This is a genomic window from Cellulomonas sp. (assembly GCF_035634735.1).
In the GTDB taxonomy this organism is placed as follows: Bacteria; Actinomycetota; Actinomycetes; order Actinomycetales; family Cellulomonadaceae; genus Cellulomonas.
In genome coordinates this window covers 1-18791 of sequence record NZ_DASQCJ010000031.1, presented here as the reverse complement: position 1 = coordinate 18791, position 18791 = coordinate 1, and the positions used below count along the sequence as shown (strand labels likewise).

The window sequence follows — 18791 nt, the reverse complement described above, 5'->3', positions numbered from 1 at the left end:
CCCCTCAGGGACCTCGCCCTGGGGACGCGACGACCACCACCACCCTGTGGATGGCAAGGACGCCGCGGCCGAGTTCGGCACTCCCGTGCCGAGTTCGGCAGCTCCAGATGCCGCACTGGGCACCGGACTGCCGAACTCGGCCGGTGGACGAGGGCTACGGGGTGCGGAGGATGGTCTGCAGGCGCTTGCCGCGGGCCAGCTCGTCGACCAGCTTGTCCATCCAGCGGATCCGCTGCATGAGCGGGTCCTCGATCTCCTCGACCCGGACGCCGCAGATCACGCCCCGGATCAGGGTCGCGTCCGGGTTCATCCGCGGGGCCCGCTCGAAGAACTCCGCCAGCGTGCGCTCGTCCGCCACGGCCGCCTCGACGCCCCCGGCGTCGTAGCCCGTCAGCCACTCCAGGACCTCGCCGAGCTCCGCCACGTCGCGGTGCTTGCGCTCGACCTTCGCCACGTAGTGCGGGTAGATCGCCGCGAACGGCGTCCCGAAGATCCGGTGCCCGCCGGACCCGGCCGTCGCCGCCACGCTCAGATCCCCTGCCAGTCCGGCTTCGCGTCGAACGTCTCCCGGTAGTACGCCGCGAGCTGCAGCCGGCCGGCGGCGGCCTCGTCGACCAGGACCGTCGCGTGCGGGTGGTGCTGCAGGATCGTCCCGGGCCACATGGCGCTGACCGAGCCCTCCACGAGCTGGTGCACCGCCTCGGCCTTGTGCTTCCCGCTGGCCAGCAGGACGACGTGCCGCGCGGACATGATCGTCGCGAGGCCCTGCGTCAGGCAGTGCGTCGGCACCTGGGCCACGTCGCCGCCGAAGAACCGGGCGTTGTCCTCGCGGGTCTGCCGGGTGAGCGTCTTGATCCGGGTGCGGGACGCCAGCGACGAGCCGGGCTCGTTGAACGCGATGTGGCCGTCGGTGCCGACGCCGAGGATCTGCACGTCCACGCCGCCGGCGTCCGCGATGGCCGCCTCATACGCCGCGCACGCCGCCGGGATGTCGTCCGCGAGGCCGTCGGGGCCGTGCACGTCGGCCGGGTCGATGTCGACGCGGGACGCGAACTCCTTCTCGATGACGTTGCGGTACCGCTCGGGGTGGTCGGCGGGCAGGCCGACGTACTCGTCGAGCATGAAGGCCCGCACCCCGGCGAACGACAGCCCGTCCTCGGCGTGCCGGCGCGCGAGCTCGTCGTAGACGGCGAGCGGGCTGGACCCGGTGGCGATGCCGAGCACGGCGTGCCGGCCCTCCGCGGCGCGCCCGCGCACGACCCGCTCGATCGCGCCGGCGGCCAGCCGCGCGAGCTCGGGGCCCGGGGCGATGACGACCTCCATCAGGACTCCTTCCGTCCGACCAGCGCGGCGCCGACGGCGCCCACCGGCACTCCGCGCGGGGCGAGGGTCACCCGCTCCGCCATGTGCATCGCGGCCAGGAACGCGGAGTCCCGGGCCTCGTCGTCCAGCCGCGCGCGCACCACCCGCAGCAGCGGGTCGCCGAGCTCGCTCACCCCGCCGCCGACGACGACGTGCGCGACGTCGGTGGTGAGCAGGAGCACGCGCACCGCGGCGGCCACGGCACCGGCGAACCGGTCGCGCACCGCCACGGCACCAGCATCCCCGGAGTCGGCCGCCGCGAACAGGGCCACCGGCGCCGGGCGGTCGCCGGGGCCGGGCCACGCGGCGGACAGCGCGCCGCCGGACGCGTACTGCTCGAGGCAGCCGCGCTGGCCGCACGGGCAGGGCAGCCCGCCGGGGACGTGCACGAGGTGGCCGATCTCGCCGGCCACGCCCGAGGCGCCGCGGCGCAGCCGGCCGTCGAGCACCAGGCCCGCGGCGAGCCCGGTGCCGAGCGCGAGGAACGCCAGGTCGGGCGCGGGGTCGGGCAGCAGGTGCGCGGCGCCGAGCGCGGCCACGTTGAGGTCGTTCTCCAGCCGAACCGGCACGCCGTCGAGCGCGGCCTGCACGTGCGCAGCGAGCGGCACCGCCGCCTCGATCCCGAGGTTCACCGCGTGCTCGACGCGGCCCGTCGCGGGGTCGACGATCCCGGGCAGCCCGATGCCGACGCCCGCCAGCGCCCCCGCCGGCAGGCCGGCCTCCGCGAGCAGGGCCCGGACGGCCTCGGCCGCGGTCCCGGCGACGCCGTCGCCCCCGGGCCGGGCGGCGAGCCGCACCGACGGGCCCACGGCCCCGTCCGGCGCGACGAGCACGCCGAGCGTCTTGGTGCCGCCCACGTCGAGCCCGACCGACCACCCCGCGGCGACGGCCGCGGCGGCCCCGGCGGCCGGCACCGGCGCGCCCGCGGGCGGCCCGGCGGCCACGGCCCCGCCCGACACCGCCCCGGGCGCCACCGCCCCGGCCGGCGCCGGCACCGGCACGGCCACGCCCTCCGGCCCCGCGGACGCCCCGCGCGGCCAGGTCATCAGCTCGTCCACGTCAGCCCTTCACCGCTCCGGACACCAGCCCGGACGTCATCCTGCCCTGCACCAGCAGGAAGAACACGATCACGGGCACGGCGATCAGGGTGGACGCCGCCATGACCTCGCCCCAGTCGACGCCGCGGTTGGCGGACGCCGCGAGGAACGAGCGCAGCCACAGCGGCAGCGTGCGGGCGGACTCGGCGGGCAGCGCGACCAGCGCGACGGTGAACTCGTTCCAGGCCTGCAGGAACGCGTACACCCCCGAGGCGACCAGGCCGGGCGCGAGCAGCGGGAACGTGATCCGGAGGAACGCCTTCACCCGGCTGAGCCCGTCGACCATCGCGGCCTCCTCGAGCTCGATCGGCACGCCGGCGACGAACCCGCGGAGCATCCAGATCGTGAACGGCACGACGGCCGCGGTGTACAGGATCGAGACGCCGACGACGCTGTTCAGCAGGTTGACCGAGGACAGCATCTTGTACTGCGCGATGAACAGGCCCTCGGCGGGCAGCATCTGCACGAACAGCACCGCGATGACGAAGGTCAGCCGCCCGCGGAACCGGAACCGGCTGATCGCCAGCGCCGCGAGGAACGCGAACACCAGGACGGCGACGACGGTGACGAGGGTGATGGCCAGGCTCATCTGCAGCGCCGTGCCGAACCCGGAGCCGCTGAGCACCGACCGGAAGTTCCCGAGGGTCGCGCCGGTCGGCAGGAAGGTCGGCGTCGTGGCGCGCAGCTTGGACCCCGGCAGCACCGAGGACAGCACCATCCAGTAGACGGGGAACGCCCACACGACGGCGATGACGACGGCCAGCAGGCCGAGCAGCGCGCGGCGGCCCCGGCGGCCCGCCCGCCCGCCGGCGGCGCCCCGGCGCGGCCCGGGGCCGGACGCGCTCGGCACGGCGGGGGTCCCTGCCCGGGCGGGCGGGGCGGCGACCGGGTCCACCGACCCGGCCGGGCCCGCGGGGGACGTGGTGGCGCTCATGCGTCCTCCTTCAGCAGGTTCCGGACGTACGGCCAGCTCAGCAGCACGGTCAGCGCGAGCACGAAGATCGACACGGCGGCCGCGCCGGCGAAGTCCTGCCGGCCGATGCCGAGCTCGAAGATGAAGTTGCCCAGCAGGTTGGTCTCGCTCACCGGGGCGCCGCTGTCCTGGAGCAGCCGGATCTGCGCGAACACCCGCAGGTCCCAGATGATCTGCAGCAGCAGCACGATCGACAGCACGGGGCGGATCAGCGGCATCGTGATGTGCCAGAGGATCCGGGTCGGGCCGGCGCCGTCGATGCGGGCGGCCTCGAGGACCTCGTCGGACACCTGGGTCAGCGCGGCGTAGACGGACAGCGCCACGAACGGCACCGACATCCAGACGATGATCACGGTGGCGACGAAGAAGAACGACAGCGGCTGGGCGAGCCACGCGTGCCCGCTGTACTGGTCGAACCCCAGCTGGACCAGCAGCCAGTTGATGACGCCGGTGCGCCAGTCGAACAGCCACTTCCACACCGTGACGGCGGCGACCATCGGCATCGCCCAGGCGAGCAGCAGGGCGACCTGCAGCACGACCCGGAGCACCGGGTGCACGGCCTTCATCAGCAGGGCGAACAGCACGCCGAGGATCACGGTGGCGAACGCGTTGACCAGGCAGAACACGATGGAGCGGACGACGACGGCCCACAGCCGGTCGTCGGTGAAGATCCGCGCGTAGTTGTCGAGCCCGACGAAGGTCGGGGGCTGGCCGAACTGCTGGGCCAGACCGAACTCCTGCATCGACGTGACGACCTGCCAGTACAGCGGGTACCCCATGCCGGCGAGCAGGACGAGGACGGCGGGGACCAGCAGGACGTAGGCGGTGAGGCCGGGCCGGCGACGGCGGGGCCGGTGCGCGGGGGGCGCGGGGGCCGCCGGCGGCGCGGGCGGGGTGGCCGGCCCGGGGCGGGCCGCGGTGGTGGACATGGCACCTCTCCTGACGAGCGGTGGCCGGACGGTCCCGGCCGCGGGGCGCGTGCCCCGCGGCCGGGAGGACGTCACTGGCCGTTGAGCATCGGCGTGATCTTCTCGTCGTACTGCGCGGCGAGCTCGGTCACGTCACCGCCCTCGGCGATCGCCTGGAACAGCTCCTCGTAGACGAACGCCGCCTCGACGGCCGCCCAGCCCGGCGCGGCCGGGGTGAGCTTGGAGGCCGCCGCGGTCTCGATCATCGTGGTGGCGAACTTGTCGTCGCCGAGCGAGTCGACGTACTGCGCGTTCGCCGGGCCGAGGCCGTTCTCGCCGAGCATCTGCTGGTAGTCGGCGGAGAAGATGATCCGCAGCAGGTTCTCGGAGAGCTCCGGGTGCTGCGACTTCGCCGAGATGGCGATGTTCGAGCCGCCCGCGAACACCGGCGCGATGCCGCCGTCCACGCCCGGCAGGGCGAAGATGTCGAACTTCGACTCGTCGACCATGCCGTCGCGGACCTCCTCGCCGGCGTCGTTCGTGGTGAGGTCGCCGATCGACCAGCGGGCCCAGCCCGGGGCCATGATCGTCGCGGCGGCCGGGGCCGCCCCGTCGGTGCCGTCGTTCAGGAAGTCCCAGTACGCCACGTCGCGCTCGGTGGCCGGCACGTTGGACGAGCCCTGGTACACCGCCTGCCACTGCTCGAGGCCCTTGATGGTGTTCGGGTCGGACAGCGTGGAGGTCCACTCGCCGCCGTCCTCGGTGGCGAGCTCGCCGCCGTTCGCGAACACCCAGGAGATGCCGTTGCGCCAGTCCTGGCCGCCGATCGCGAAGCCCGACTGGCTGCCGGTCTTGAGCGCCGCGACGTCCTGCGCGAACTCGTCGAGCGTCGTCGGCTTCTCCAGGCCCGCCGCGGACCAGATGTCGGCCCGGTAGAACATGTAGCGCGAGCCGAAGTAGTACGGCAGCGCGTAGTTCTTGCCGTCGGCCTTGCCCACCTCGACGAACGACGGCAGCAGGTCGTCGCCGCCCAGCTCGTCGTAGAGCGGGGTGAGGTCGCGGAACGCGCCGATGGTGGTGAACGTCGGCGACTGGGTGTTGCCGATCTCGACCACGTCCGGGGTGTTCTCGGCGTCCGGCAGCGCCGTCGTCAGCTTGGTGACGACGTCGTTCCAGTCCTGCTCCTCGATCGTGAGCGTCGACCCGGGGTTCTCCTCCTCGAAGGTCGTCTTGAGGTAGTCGCGCAGCTCGTCCGGGGTGTCCGCCCCGTTGAGCCACAGCGTGATGTCGGCGGCCTCGGGGGTCCCGTCGGACCCGGTCGAGCCGCCGTCGTCGCCCGACGAGCAGGCGGTCAGCACGAGCGCCGCCGCCACACCGACGGCTGCCATCCGTACGATCTTCACGTTGGTGTTCCTCCCTGATGCGAGGCGGGGCCTGCAAGCCCCGCCGGGGGTGGTGGTACCGGCACTGCAAGCGGTCGGCTCGGGGTCGTCACGTGACCCCGAGCTGACCGGACAGCACGAGGGCCGCGGCGCCGGAGAGCGCCCCGTCCTCGTCCAACGAACCCATCCGCAGCACGAGGTCCTGCCCCAGCAGGGGCAGGGTCCGGGCCCGGAGCGTGGCGAGCGCCTCGACCCTGAGGGCTCCGTCCAGCAGCTCCGGGGGACCCGAGAGCAGGACCTCGGCGAGGTTGAGCGCACTGACGACGGGAGCGAGGGCGACGCCCAGCTTCCGTCCGACCGACGCGAGGACCGCGTCGGACTCCTCGGGGCTGCGGCCGGCGGTGGCGCGGCGCAGCGCGGGCAGGGAGAGCAGCGTCTCCAGGCAGCCGGCGCGCCCGCACGCGCACGGCCGGGGCTCGGGGTCGCCGGCCCGCACGTCGCGGTCGTCGACCACGGTGACGTGCCCGATCTCCCCGGCGGCGTGCGCGCGGCCGCGCACCAGGGCGCCGTCCAGCACGATCCCGGCGCCGAGGCCCTGGCCGACGGTGACGACCATCAGCCCGGCCCCGGTCGCGCCGCCGTAGGTGTACTCCCCCAGCGCGTGGGTGTTCGCGTCGTTGGCGACCTGCACCGGCACGCCCAGCCGCTCGGCGAGCAGCGCGGCCAGCGGCAGGTCGTACCAGCCCCGGTTGGGCGCCTGCACGACGACCCCGGCCGCGTCGATCACGCCGGGCGACCCGATGCCGACGCCGACGACGGGGCGGTCCGCGGCGGCGAGCAGCTCGCGGCACAGGTCCTCGAGCACCGCGACCGCGGCGTCCCCGGTCCGGCCGTCGAGCGAGACGGTGCGCCGCGCGACGACGGCACCGGTGAGCGTCATGACCGCGCCGCGCAGGCTGGCGTCGTCCGCGAGGTCGACCGCCACGACCTGGAACTCCTCGGTCCGCATCCCGACGAGCGTCGCCGGCTTGCCGACCCGCCCCTCCGGGCGGACGCCGAGCTCGGCGACCAGGCCCTCGGCGATCAGCACGGACACCAGGTCGGAGACGGTGACCCGGGTGAGGCCGGTGCTGCGCGCGAGGTCGGCGCGGGACGACGGGCCCTGGTGGAACAGGTGCTGCAGGACGAGCGACCGGTTGTGCGCCCGGGCGTGCTCGGGGAGCACCTTGCCCGTCGGGCGGAGTGTGCGCCCGACCCCCCGGTGGCCCGGAGCGGCGGACGGCGTCGTCGTCGTCATGTTTGTTAGTAGACCTTCCTTACTAATCCACCGTCAAGGAGTTCGTGTGACCGTGACCACTTCGTGACCCCGCGTTCACCGGCCCGACATCGGCCCGCGCAGGGCGCCGGCGCCGCCCGCGTGCGGGAATGCCGCGGGGCGCGTCCGCGCTGCACCCGGCATGGAGCTCGGCCTGTACACCTTCGGCGACGTCCACCCCGACCCGGTGACGGGCGCCCGCACCTCCCCCGCCCAGCGGCTGCGGGACGTGCTGGAGCGCGTGCGCCTCGCCGAGCAGGTCGGCCTGGACCACGTCGGCATCGGCGAGCACCACCGCCCCGACTACGCGATCTCCTCCCCCGCGACCGTGATCGCCGCGGCGCTCGCCCAGACCGAGCGGATCAGCGTCGGCAGCGCCGTGACGGTGCTGTCGACCGAGGACCCCGTCCGGCTCTACCAGCAGTTCGCGACGATGGACCTGCTGTCCGGCGGCCGGGTCGAGCTGCTCGCGGGGCGCGGGTCGTTCATCGAGTCCTACCCGCTGTTCGGCGCCTCGCTCGACGACTACGACGAGCTGTTCGAGGAGAAGATCCGGCTCCTGCTCCGGATCGACCGCGGCAACCCCGTCACCTGGTCCGGCCGGTTCCGGCCCGCGCTGCACGCCGCCGAGGTGCTGCCGCGCCCGCTCGACAAGCCCGGCCTCGGCGAGCACCTGCGCATCGCGGTCGCCACCGGCGGCAACCCGGCGTCCTCCGACCGCGCCGGCCGGCTCGGTCTGCCCGTCTCCTACGCGATCATCGGCGGCCGGCCCGCGGACTTCGCCCCGCTGGTCCGGCTGTACCGGTCCGCGCACGCCGAGGCCGGCCACGACCCGGCCACCCAGCGCGTGGAGGTCGCCGGCATGGGGTTCGTCGCCGACGACGCGAAGCAGGCGCGCGAGTTCTTCTTCCCCTACTGGCTCGACTCCATGCGCCGCATCGCCGCCGAGCGCGGGTTCGCCATCCCCAACCGGATCGCGTTCGAGTCCCAGGCCGCGAAGGGCGGGGCGTACTTCGTGGGCTCCCCGCACGAGGTCGCGGACCGGATCGTGGCGCTGCACGCGGCGCTCGGGCACGACCGGCAGATCTTCCAGATGGACCTGAGCGGCGTCCCGCAGCGCGAGAGCCTGCGCGCCATCGAGCTCCTGGGCACCGAGGTGGCCCCGCTGGTCCGCGCGGCCCTGGGGTGAGACCGCCGGGCGCCGGCCGGGGCGGGCCGCACGTCCCGCTCGCCCACCGCCCCGGCCTCGATACGGTGTGACCTGTTGGATCTTGCTTCCGAGAGGGACCCCGCCGTGACTGCACCCGTCGACGCCACCACCACCGGCGCCTGGACCGCCCTGACCGCCCACGAGGAGGCGTTCCTCCCCGACCTGCGGGGCTGGTTCGACGCCGACCCCGACCGCGCGACGCGCCTGACCCGGCAGCTGGCCGACCTCACCGTCGACCTGTCGAAGAACCTCGTCACCGACGAGACCCTGTCCCTGCTGGTCGCGCTGGCCGAGCAGGTCGGCCTCAAGGCCCGGCTCGACGCGATGTTCGCCGGCGAGCACATCAACGTCACCGAGGACCGCGCGGTGCTGCACACGGCGCTGCGCCGCCCGGCCGACGCCGAGCCCGCCCTGGTCGTCGACGGCCAGGACGTGGACGCCGACGTGCAGGAGGTGCTCGCCAAGGTCGCCGCGTTCGCGGAGAAGGTCCGCTCCGGCGAGTGGACCGGCGTCACCGGCGAGCGCGTCGCGACCGTCGTCAACATCGGCATCGGCGGCTCGGACCTCGGCCCGGTCATGGCGTACGAGGCCCTCAAGCCGTACGTGCAGGACGGCCTCGAGGTGCGGTTCGTGTCGAACATCGACCCGACCGACATCGCCGAGAAGACGAAGGACCTCGACCCGACGACGACGCTGTTCATCGTCGCGTCCAAGACCTTCGGCACGCTGGAGACGCTGACCAACGCGCGCCTGGCCCGCGACTGGCTGTGGCGCGAGCTCGTCGCCGCCGGCGCGATCGAGGACACCGAGGAGGCCCGCACCGGCGCGGTCGCCAAGCACTTCGTCGCGGTGTCGACGGCGCTGGACAAGGTCGCGGCGTTCGGCATCGACCCGGAGAACGCGTTCGGGTTCTGGGACTGGGTCGGCGGCCGGTACTCGGTCGACTCGGCGATCGGCACCTCGGTCGCGATCGCGATCGGGCCGGACGCGTTCGGCGAGCTGCTCGAGGGCTTCCACGCCGTCGACGAGCACGTCCGCACCACGCCGTTCGACCAGAACGTGCCGGTCCTCATGGGCCTGCTCAACGTCTGGTACGTCAACTTCCTCGACGCGCACACCCACGCCGTGCTGCCGTACGCGCAGTACCTGCACCGGTTCCCGGCGTACCTGCAGCAGCTGACCATGGAGTCGAACGGCAAGTCGGTCCGGTGGGACGGCACGCCGGTGACGACCGAGACCGGCGAGGTGTTCTGGGGCGAGCCCGGCACCAACGGCCAGCACGCGTTCTACCAGCTGATCCACCAGGGCACCCGGCTGATCCCGGCCGACTTCATCGCGGTCGCCAACCCGGCGCACCCGCTGAAGGACGGCGGCACCGACGTGCACGCGCTGTTCCTGGCGAACTTCTTCGCGCAGACCAAGGCGCTGGCGTTCGGCAAGACCGCCGACGAGGTCCGCGCCGAGGGCACCGCCGAGGAGATCGTGCCGGCCCGGGTGTTCCCGGGGAACCGCCCGACGACCTCGATCCTGGCGCCGTCGCTCACCCCGTCGGTGCTGGGCCAGCTCATCGCGCTGTACGAGCACATCACGTTCGTCGAGGGCGTGGTGTGGGGCATCGACTCGTTCGACCAGTGGGGCGTCGAGCTCGGCAAGAAGCTCGCGCTCGAGATCGCCCCGGCGGTCGAGGGCGACGCGGACGCGCTGGCGGGCCAGGACCCGTCGACCCGCTCGCTGATCGCGCGCTACCTGGAGCTGCGCGAGAGCTGACGGCCGCGAGCACGGCGCCCGCTTCGAGAGGGCATCAAACGCGCCGAGTGAGTACCCGCCGGGTACTCACTCGGCGCGTTTGCTACTCCCTCGCGACGGCGGACAGCGCGCGGGGCGGTGCGAGCTGACGGCGCGCAGCGCGCCGCGCGCCGTCAGCCGACGGGGCGCGGGCGGCGGCGACCCAGGAGGTCGTCCAGCGGGTCGCCGCGGTCCTCCACCTGGGTCGGCACCGGCGGCGCGCCGAGGCCGGCGTCGACGGGCGGCAGCACCGGCCCGCCGACGAGCAGCGTCGGCTGCGGCACCGGGATCCCGTCGGCGTCGGGCCACCGGGCCGCGTCGGCGCGCTGCCGCCGACGGCGCGAGCGCGCGTACCCGCGCAGCCCGATCCCGACGAGCACGACGGCGATCACGGCGGCCTCGTAGGCCAGCACGACCTGCGCGTACAGCGTCAACCACACCTGGAGCGCCAGCACGGCCACGCCGGCCAGCACGACGGCCACCCGTCCCATGAGACCCCCCTCGGCTCATCAGCGCTGCGGTGCGTGCGGCAGGCCAGCGTCCCGCTGATCGCGGACCGGGTCAAGACCCTCCGGGTGAGGCCTGGTCAGCGGCGCGCGCGACCACTCACCCGCCCGCCCCGGAGCCCTCCTGACGCGGCCACGGCCTCCCCGCGGGCACCGGCTCACCCCGCCGCCGGGACGTCCCCGAACCAGTCCCGGACCCGCGCGACGACCGTGCGGTCGAAGGTGTCGTCGTCGTGGTGCGCCGACAGCCACCGCACGAACGAGCCGCCCGCGACCGCGTCGAGCTCCCGCCGGCACGCGGCGGGCCGGGTCACGGCGATCTCGAGCTGGTCGGCGGCCTCGTCGGGCGTGCGGTAGAGGTACGGGTAGCCGGTCGGCAGCAGCGCCCGCGCCCACGGCAGGTCGGGGAACACGCCGACGGCGCCGGCCGCGAGCGCCTCGACGTACTCCAGCCCGTAGGACTCCTCGGTGGCGGTGGCGAGGAACGCGGTGGTCCGGCCGAGCGCCTCCCAGTAGGAGTCGCGGGTCGCGGTCAGCGGGCCGACCCAGCACCACGGCCGCTCGGACATCCGCATCGCGGTCTCGGACACCAGGTGCGACTCGTGCAGCCGCGCCTCGACCCGGATCGGCGTGCGCCGCTGCACCCGGTCGACGACCTCGAGGAACAGCCGCGGCTGCTTGCGCTCGGAGACGTAGATCGCGGGGTACAGCACCACCGGGACCTCCGGCTCGTGCCGCGGCCGCACGTGGTCCACCCGGAACCCGAGGTTGACCCAGCCGGTGCGGGCCCGCTCCCCCAGCGCGGGGACCGTGAGCCGGGCGACGAGCTCCCGGATCTCGGAGGCGGTGCGCGCCGAGTTGGCGAACGTCGGGAACAGCGCGCAGGACAGCGCCAGCGCGGCCTGCTCGACGGGGTGCGGGTACCGGGTGGCGTCCCACCAGACGAAGTTCATCACCCGCGGCTCCCCGCAGCCGCCCGCGCGCAGCGTCCGCCAGACCTGCACCGAGTCCAGGACGTCCATCGTGATGACCACCGTGCCGTCGCCGTCGACGAACTCCAGCGGCAGCAGGTCGAACCCGTCGCAGCGCCGCGGCCCCGGGCCGATCAGCACCGAGCCCGGGAACACCCGCAGCAGGCGCCGGACCAGGGTGGCGGCCGCGTCGTGGCCGGCGACCCGGCCGTCGGCGTCGACCAGGGCGTCGTCGTGCTTGATCGCGACGCGCACCCGGCTCACCGCCCCTCGGCGTCCACGAGCGCGCCGGAGCCGTCGGCCCCGGCGCCCGCGCCGCCCGCCCCGGCGCCCGCGCCGTCGGCCGCCGCGCCGCCGCCCTGCCGGGGCAGCACCCCGCCCGCCGGCAGCCCCGGCTCGACGGGCTCCGGCTCCGCGGGCTCCGGCTCGGCCGGCTCCTCCTCGCCCGCGGGCGCCCCGCCGATCCGCATCCCGTAGAACGACCGGTACACGAACACGGCCGACGCCACGAAGAACACGGCGGCGAGCACGTGCACCAGCGTCCCGCGCCCGTCGGAGGTCAGGCTCACCGCCAGCTCGACGGCCAGCAGCCCGAACAGCGTCGTGAACTTGATGACCGGGTTCAGCGCGACCGACGACGTGTCCTTGTACGGGTCGCCGACGGTGTCGCCGACGATCGTGGCGTCGTGCAGCGCGGTGCCCTTGGCGTGCAGGTCGACCTCGACGATCTTCTTGGCGTTGTCCCAGGCGCCGCCGGCGTTGGCCATGAAGATCGCCTGGTACAGCCCGAACACCGCGATCGACACCAGGTAGCCGATGAAGAAGAACGGCTCGACGAACGCGAACGCCAGCGTGGCGAAGAAGATCGCGAGGAACATCGTCAGCATGCCCCGCTGGGCGTACTGGGTGCAGATCTCCACCACCCGGCGGGAGTCGGCCTCGCTGGCCCGCTCGCCGCCGTCGAGCCGGATGTTCGCCTTGATGAACTCCACCGCGCGGTAGGCGCCGGTCGTGACGGCCTGGATGGACGCGCCGGTGAACCAGAAGATCATCGCGCCGCCGGTGACCAGGCCGAGCAGGAACGGCGGGTGCAGCAGCGACAGGTTGTCGAGCCCGGTGGTGAGGCCCTGGGTGAGCGCCATGATGATCGAGAAGATCATCGTGGTCGCGCCGACGACGGCCGTGCCGATGAGGACCGGCTTCGCGGTCGCCTTGAACGTGTTGCCCGCGCCGTCGTTCTCCTCGAGCATCCGCTTGGCCGGCTCCCACCGCGGGACGAACCCGTGCTCGGCCTCGATCTGCTCCGCGGCGCCCGGCAGCTCCTCGACCAGCGACAGCTCGTAGACGCTCTGCGCGTTGTCGGTCACCGGCCCGTAGGAGTCGACGGCGATGGTGACCGGCCCCATGCCGAGGAACCCGAACGCCACCAGCCCGAACGCGAACACCGCCGGGGCGACCATCACCTGGTCCAGCCCCTGCTCGCTGATGAGGAACGCCCCGCCCATGAGCGCGACGATCGTCATGCCCAGCCAGTACGCGGAGATGTTGCCCGCCACCAGCCCGGACAGGATGTTGAGCGACGGGCCGCCCTCCCGCGAGGACGTGACGACCTCCCGCACGTGCCGGCTGTTGGTCGAGGTGAACACCTTGACCAGCTCGGGGATCAGCGCCCCGGCCAGGGTGCCGCAGGAGATGATCGTCGCGACCTTCCACCACAGCCCGTCGCCGACGCCGTCGAGGTGCCCGAGCACCGCCCAGGTGGTGACGTAGGTCAGCGCGATGCTGACGACCGAGGTCAGCCAGACCAGCGAGGTCAGCGGCTTCTCGAAGTCCATCCGCTCGGCGGCGGCGTACCGGCGGCGGGTCCAGGCGTCGTTGGCCAGGTACGACACGGCCGAGGCGATGACCATGACCGCCCGCACCACGAACAGCCAGACCAGCAGGGTCGCCTGCATGAGCGGGTCGTTGACGGCGAGCAGCACGAACGTCACGAGCGCGACGCCGGTGACCCCGTAGGTCTCAAACCCGTCGGCGCTCGGGCCGACCGAGTCGCCCGCGTTGTCCCCCGTGCAGTCGGCGATCACGCCGGGGTTCCGGGCGTCGTCCTCCTTGATCTTGAACGTGATCTTCATGAGGTCCGAGCCGATGTCGGCGATCTTGGTGAAGATGCCGCCCGCGATCCGCAGCGCCGACGCGCCGAGCGACTCGCCGACCGCGAACCCGATGAAGCACGCCCCCGCGACGTCCGCCGGCAGGAACAGCAGGATGACCAGCATCATCAGCAGCTCGAGGCTGATCAGCACCATGCCGATCGACATGCCCGACTGCATCGGGATGCGGTGCACGGGCAGCGGCCGGCCGGCGAGCGAGGCGAAGGCGGTCCGGGAGTTCGCCAGCGTGTTGACCCGGATGCCGAACCAGGCGACCGCGTACGACCCGGCCATGCCCAGCAGGCTGAACGCGATGATCGTCGCGACCCGGCCCCACTCGAACCCGACCAGCGCGCGGTAGTAGACGACGATGACCGCCGCGATGAACACCCACAGCAGGACGAGGAACCGGCCCTGCCTCGTGAGGTAGGTGCGGCAGGTCGAGTAGATGAGCTCGGAGATCTCCCGCATCGCCGCGTGCACCGGCAGCCGGCGCAGCTGCACGTAGGTGGCGACGCCGAACGCGAGCCCCAGCACGCACACCAGCAGCCCGAGGCCGAGCAGCAGCCGCCCGGAGACGGAGCCGAGCACGGTGACGGCGCCGAGGTCCGGCAGCACGAGGCTCGCCTCCCCGCCGTGCACGCCGCCGCCCTCGGCGGGGGCGGACGCCGAGCCGGACGCGCAGCCGCCGAGCGTCGCGGCGAGGGCGAACGCGGCCGCGGGCAGGACGGTCCGCCGTCGCCGCGGGCCCCGCGGGGGTCGGTCGACCGGGGCGGTGGCCGCCGGTGCGAGCGGTGAGGTGGTGCCGGTCCGGACGTCAGTGTTCACGGTCGGGTCCCTGGTGAGAGCGCCTTCGCTGTCACCCTCGACGCTAGGACCGCCGCACCGCCGCGGGATGAGACGTACGGCCCAGACGCGGTGTACCCGCCCGGGCCCCGCCCGGCGGATCGGCCCCGCGCGCCTCAGCCCCAGCGCCTCAGCCCCGCGCGCCTCAGCCCCAGCGCCCCAGCCGCTGCGCGAGCAGCGCGAGCGCCACCGGCCCGGCCGTCGAGGTCCGCAGCACGTGCGGCCCCAGCAGCACCGGCTGCGCCCCCGCCTCGACCAGGTCCGCGAGCTCCCGCTCCGCGATGCCGCCCTCGGGCCCCACGACGACCAGCACGTCGGCCGCCGCCCCCGGGTCCGGCAGCGCCGCCGCGGCGAGCGGGGTGGTCGCCTCCTCGTGCAGCACGAGCACCGCGCCCCCGGCCTCGACCACCTCGCGCGCCCGGCGGACGAGCGCCGCGGTCGCCAGCGCGAGGTCCACGGCCGGAACGTGCGCCCGGCGCGCCTGCTTGGCCGCGGCGCGGACGGTGCCGAGCCAGCGGGCCCGGCTCTTCGCCGCCCGGTCCCCGCGCCACACGACGATCGACCGCTCGGCCTGCCACGGCACGACGCCGTCGGCGCCGACCTCGGTGGCCGCCTCGATCGCCTGCTCGTCCCGGTCGCCCTTCGCGAGCGCCTGCACCAGCACCAGCCGCGGCGCCGGGACGGGCTCGACCACGACCTCGCGGACGCGCACGTGCACGCCCTCGGGCCCGGCCGCCTCGACCTCGCCGACCAGCCGGGTGCCGGCGCCGTCGACGACGTCGACCCGCTCCCCCGCGGTCCTGCGCTGCACGACGCCCGCGTGCCGGCCCTCGGCGCCCGTGAGCAGGTACGTGCCCCCGGCCGCGAGCGCGTCGAGGTCGCCCGGCTCGGCCAGGAAGACCGGAGCGGTCACGCTCAGCGCCCGGCGAGCTTGTCGCGGAGCTTCGCGAACACGCCGCCGCCGGAGGCGGACAGCCGCGCCTCGGGGCGCTCCTCGCCGCGCAGGCCCGCGAGCCGCCGCAGCAGCTCCGCCTGCTCGTCGTCCAGCGACGTCGGCACGTGCACGTCGACGTGGACGTGCAGGTCGCCGCGGCCGCCCGCGTGCAGGTGGCCGACGCCGAGGCCGCGCAGCGTGACGACCTGGGCCGGCTGGGTGCCGGGGCGCAGGTCGACCTCCTGGGGGCCGTCGAGCGTGTCGAGCGTGAGCACGGTGCCGAGCGCCGCCGCGGTCATCGGGACCTCGAGCGTGCAGTGCAGGTCGTCGCCCTCGCGGACGAAGGTGTCGTGCCTGCGCTCGCGCACCTCGAGGTAGATGTCGCCCGCGGGGCCGCCGGCGGGGCCGACCTCGCCCTGGGCGGTGAGCTTGATCCGGGTGCCGGTGTCCACGCCCGCGGGGACGTCGACCTCGAGCGTGCGGCGCGAGCGGACCCGGCCCTCGCCCGCGCACTCGGTGCAGGGCTCGGGGATGACGGTGCCGAAGCCGTGGCACGCGGCGCACGGCTGCGAGGTCATGACCTGGCCGAGGAACGACCGGGCGACCCGCTGCACGCTGCCGCGGCCGCCGCAGACGTCGCAGGTGCGCGGCGAGGTGCCCGGGCGGCAGCAGGAGCCGTCGCAGGTCGGGCAGACGACGGCCGTCTCGACCGGGACCTCGCGGTGCGTGCCGAACGTCGCCTCGGCGAGGTCGATGTCGAGCCGCAGCAGCGCGTCCTGGCCCCGGCGGGCGCGCGGGATGGGGCCGCGCTGGGCGCCCGCGCCCGCGGCGGCGCCGAAGAACGTCTCGAAGATGTCCTGGAAGCCGAAGCCGCCCTGGCCGCCCATGCCGCCCCCGGGGGCCGACGGGTCGGCGCCCATGTCGTACATGCGGCGCTTCTCGGGGTTGGACAGCACCTCGTACGCCCGCGACACGTCCTTGAACCGGTCCTCGGAGCCCGCGTCCGCACCCGCCACGTCGGGGTGCAGCTCGCGCGCGAGGCGGCGGTAGGCCTTCTTGATCTGCTCGGGCGTGGCGTCACGCTCGACGCCGAGCACCTCGTAGTAGTCGCTCACTCGTCACTTCCTGTGCGTGTGCGGGCCGCGCGCGCGTGCGCGGGTCTGGCGTTGCCTGCTGAACGTGCGCGGGCCCGGGTCGGTGCCCGCCCGGCGCTCATCCGGCGAGGATCCGGGACAGGTACCGGGCGACGGCGCGCACCGACGCGATGGTCCCGGGGTAGTCCATGCGGAGCGGCCCGACGGAGCCGATCCGCGCGACCGCGGTGCCTCCCCCGTCCGGGCCGCCGTAGCCGGTCGTCACGAAGCTGGTCTCCACCAGCCCCTCGTGCTGGGTCTCGCGGCCGATCCGGACGGAGACCGCGGCCTCGTCCTCGGCCATCTCGCCCAGCAGGCGCAGCAGGACGACCTGCTCCTCCAGCGCCTCCAGGACGGGGCTGATGGTGTGGGCGAAGTCGCCGCCGCCGCGCACGAGGTTCGCGGTGCCCGCCAGCACGACGCGCTCCTCGCTCTCCTGGGCCAGCGTGTCCTCCACCACGGCGACGACGCCCCGCACGAGCGGGCCGTCCACCGGGGCGAAGTCGTCGGCCAGGTCGGACAGCGCGGTGCCGAGCTCGGCGAGCCGGCGGCCGGCCGCGGCGGTGTTGAGCCGCACCCGCAGCCGCGCGACGGTCGCGACGTCCAGCGGGTCCGGCACCTCGATGGTGCGCTGCTCGACGCGGCCGTGGTCGGTGATGATGACGACCAGCAGGTGCCGGTCGCCCACCGGCACGAGCTCGACGTGCCGCAGCGCGGTGCGCCGCAGCGACGGGTACTGCACGACGGCCACCTGGTGCGTGAGCTGCGCGAGCAGCCGCACCGAGCGGTCGACGACGTCGTCCAGGTCGGCCGCGTCCTCGAGGAACGTCTCGATCGCGCGGCGCTCCGGCGCGGACAGCGGCTTGACGGTCGCCAGGCGGTCGACGAACAGCCGGTAGCCCTTGTCGGTCGGCACCCGGCCGGCCGAGGTGTGCGGCTGCACGATCAGCCCGGCGTCCTCGAGGGCCGCCATGTCGTTGCGGATCGTCGCGGGCGACACCCCGAGGGAGTGCCGCTCGACCAGGGCGCGGGAGCCGACGGGCTCGCGGGTGGCGACGTAGTCCTCCACGATCGCCCGCAGCACGTCCAGCCTGCGGTCCTCGCTCATCGCCACCTCCCCGGCCGGCGCTCGTCCTGGCACTCGTTCTGACCGAGTGCCAATTCTACGCGTCCGCCGGCGCGGTCGCCGCGTCCCGGCGTCGCGCCCGGAGGTCCAGCACGCCGACGACGAGCGCCACGGCGACCAGCGACACGGTGAGCAGCAGCGCCCGGCCGGCCGCCACGCTGCCGTCGACCCCCGAGGCCAGCGCCGAGTAGTAGGTCGACAGCGCGACCGCGACGCCGAGCGCCGAGCCGACCCGCTGGCCGACCTGGAGCATGCTGCCCGCGACCCCGGCCCGCTCGACCGGCACCCGCGCCAGCGTCAGCGTCTGGTTCGGGGCGATGACCAGGCCGCTGCCCGCGCCCGCGACCATCTGGGTCGCCGCCATCACGAAGCCCACCGCGGGCGGGTCGACCAGCCGGATCGCCAGGTCCGTGCCGATCAGGCCCGCGACGACCAGCACCAGCCCGACGACCACGAGCGCGCGCCCGCGGCTCGCCACCAGCCGGCCCGACCGCTGCGCCGACACCGCCGAGGCGATCGCGAACGGCATGTTCACCAGCCCGGCCTGCAGCGGCGTGAACCCGGCCACCTGCTGCAAGTACAGCGTCGCCACCAGGAACACCGAGGTGAAGCCGCCGAAGTACGCGATGCCGAGCAGCGCGCCGTTCCGGAACGACGGCTCGCCGAGCACCCGCGGGTCGAGCACGGCGGCGCCCGTGCGGCGCTGGTACCGGCGCTCCCACAGCACGGTGGCGACGCCGACGACGGCCGCGACGGCGAGCCACCACCAGCGGGCCGGGTCGTCGCCGCCCTCCCCCGTCGTCGTGACGAACGGCACCATGACGGCGGCGGCGGTCACCGCGACGCCGGTGAGGCCGACGCCGTCCAGCCGGGGCCGGCCGCGCGGGCCGAGGGTGCTGGCGGACCCGGCGGCCACGCCGCGGGGCAGGAACCGCACCGCGAGCGGCAGCACGACGGCGATCACCGGCACGTTGACGAAGAACACCCAGCGCCAGCCCTCCTCGGCGCCGAACGCCTGGATGATCAGGCCGCCGAGCAGCGGGCCCAGCGCGGTCGACACCCCGATGGTCGCGCCGAAGTAGCCGAACGCCTT

At 74.4% G+C, this 18791-nt stretch carries 16 protein-coding genes; 2 read left to right on the top strand and 14 right to left on the bottom strand.

The features are described 5' to 3' along the window. Positions 1–154 precede the first annotated feature (154 nt). The 7 genes from VER05_RS02725 to VER05_RS02695 form a co-directional block, all read right to left on the bottom strand. Positions 155–526 (bottom strand): DUF2200 domain-containing protein, encoded by a 372-nt coding sequence (locus tag VER05_RS02725; protein ID WP_324843861.1) that lies wholly within the window; start codon positions 524–526, stop codon positions 155–157. A gap of 2 nt (positions 527–528) precedes the next feature. Further along, positions 529–1323: a glucosamine-6-phosphate deaminase gene (gene nagB / locus VER05_RS02720; RefSeq protein WP_324843860.1), complete on the bottom strand. Its 795-nt coding sequence runs from the start codon at positions 1321–1323 to the stop codon at positions 529–531. Beyond that, positions 1323–2420: an ROK family protein gene (locus VER05_RS02715; RefSeq protein ID WP_324843859.1), complete on the bottom strand. Its 1098-nt coding sequence runs from the start codon at positions 2418–2420 to the stop codon at positions 1323–1325. The genes nagB and VER05_RS02715 overlap by 1 nt, the downstream gene beginning before the upstream one ends. 1 nt (position 2421) lies before the next feature. Then, complete coding sequence (locus tag VER05_RS02710; protein WP_324843858.1) at positions 2422–3393, bottom strand: carbohydrate ABC transporter permease; 972 nt, start codon at positions 3391–3393, stop codon at positions 2422–2424. After that, a complete protein-coding gene (locus VER05_RS02705; protein ID WP_324843857.1) occupies positions 3390–4361 on the bottom strand; it encodes a sugar ABC transporter permease in 972 nt (323 codons plus the stop codon). The genes VER05_RS02710 and VER05_RS02705 overlap by 4 nt, the downstream gene beginning before the upstream one ends. 71 nt (positions 4362–4432) lie before the next feature. After that, on the bottom strand, positions 4433–5728 hold the full coding sequence (locus VER05_RS02700) for an extracellular solute-binding protein (protein WP_324843856.1): 1296 nt from the start codon (positions 5726–5728) through the stop codon (positions 4433–4435). 103 nt (positions 5729–5831) lie between these two features. Next, entirely contained in the window at positions 5832–7019 is a 1188-nt protein-coding gene (locus VER05_RS02695; protein WP_324843855.1) for an ROK family transcriptional regulator, read from the bottom strand. Positions 7020–7179: 160 nt separating this feature from the next. Between VER05_RS02695 and VER05_RS02690 the strand changes: the two genes are divergently transcribed. Both VER05_RS02690 and pgi read left to right on the top strand, forming a co-directional pair. Further along, the gene (locus VER05_RS02690) at positions 7180–8226 is read left to right on the top strand and encodes an LLM class flavin-dependent oxidoreductase (RefSeq protein WP_324843854.1); all 1047 of its coding nucleotides are present in this window, start codon (positions 7180–7182) and stop codon (positions 8224–8226) included. 105 nt (positions 8227–8331) lie between these two features. After that, entirely contained in the window at positions 8332–10014 is a 1683-nt protein-coding gene (gene pgi / locus VER05_RS02685) for a glucose-6-phosphate isomerase (protein WP_324843853.1), read from the top strand. Positions 10015–10166: 152 nt separating this feature from the next. Here the strand turns inward: pgi and VER05_RS02680 are convergent, their stop codons facing one another. The 7 genes from VER05_RS02680 to VER05_RS02650 form a co-directional block, all read right to left on the bottom strand. Next, entirely contained in the window at positions 10167–10523 is a 357-nt protein-coding gene (locus VER05_RS02680) for a hypothetical protein (protein WP_324843852.1), read from the bottom strand. A gap of 173 nt (positions 10524–10696) precedes the next feature. Beyond that, positions 10697–11773, bottom strand: a complete 1077-nt coding sequence (locus VER05_RS02675) for a glycosyltransferase family 1 protein (RefSeq protein ID WP_324843851.1) — start codon at positions 11771–11773, stop codon at positions 10697–10699. Beyond that, entirely contained in the window at positions 11770–14487 is a 2718-nt protein-coding gene (locus tag VER05_RS02670) for a sodium-translocating pyrophosphatase (RefSeq protein ID WP_414647536.1), read from the bottom strand. Before VER05_RS02670 ends, VER05_RS02675 begins: the two co-directional genes overlap by 4 nt. 163 nt (positions 14488–14650) lie before the next feature. Beyond that, entirely contained in the window at positions 14651–15418 is a 768-nt protein-coding gene (locus VER05_RS02665) for a 16S rRNA (uracil(1498)-N(3))-methyltransferase (RefSeq protein WP_324843850.1), read from the bottom strand. A gap of 2 nt (positions 15419–15420) precedes the next feature. Further along, complete coding sequence (dnaJ, locus tag VER05_RS02660; protein ID WP_324843849.1) at positions 15421–16554, bottom strand: molecular chaperone DnaJ; 1134 nt, start codon at positions 16552–16554, stop codon at positions 15421–15423. 97 nt (positions 16555–16651) lie between these two features. Then, a complete protein-coding gene (gene hrcA, locus VER05_RS02655; protein WP_324843848.1) occupies positions 16652–17680 on the bottom strand; it encodes a heat-inducible transcriptional repressor HrcA in 1029 nt (342 codons plus the stop codon). A gap of 55 nt (positions 17681–17735) precedes the next feature. Further along, positions 17736–18791, bottom strand: a 1056-nt coding sequence (locus VER05_RS02650) for an MFS transporter (RefSeq protein ID WP_324843847.1), incomplete at its 5' end; no start/stop codon positions are given.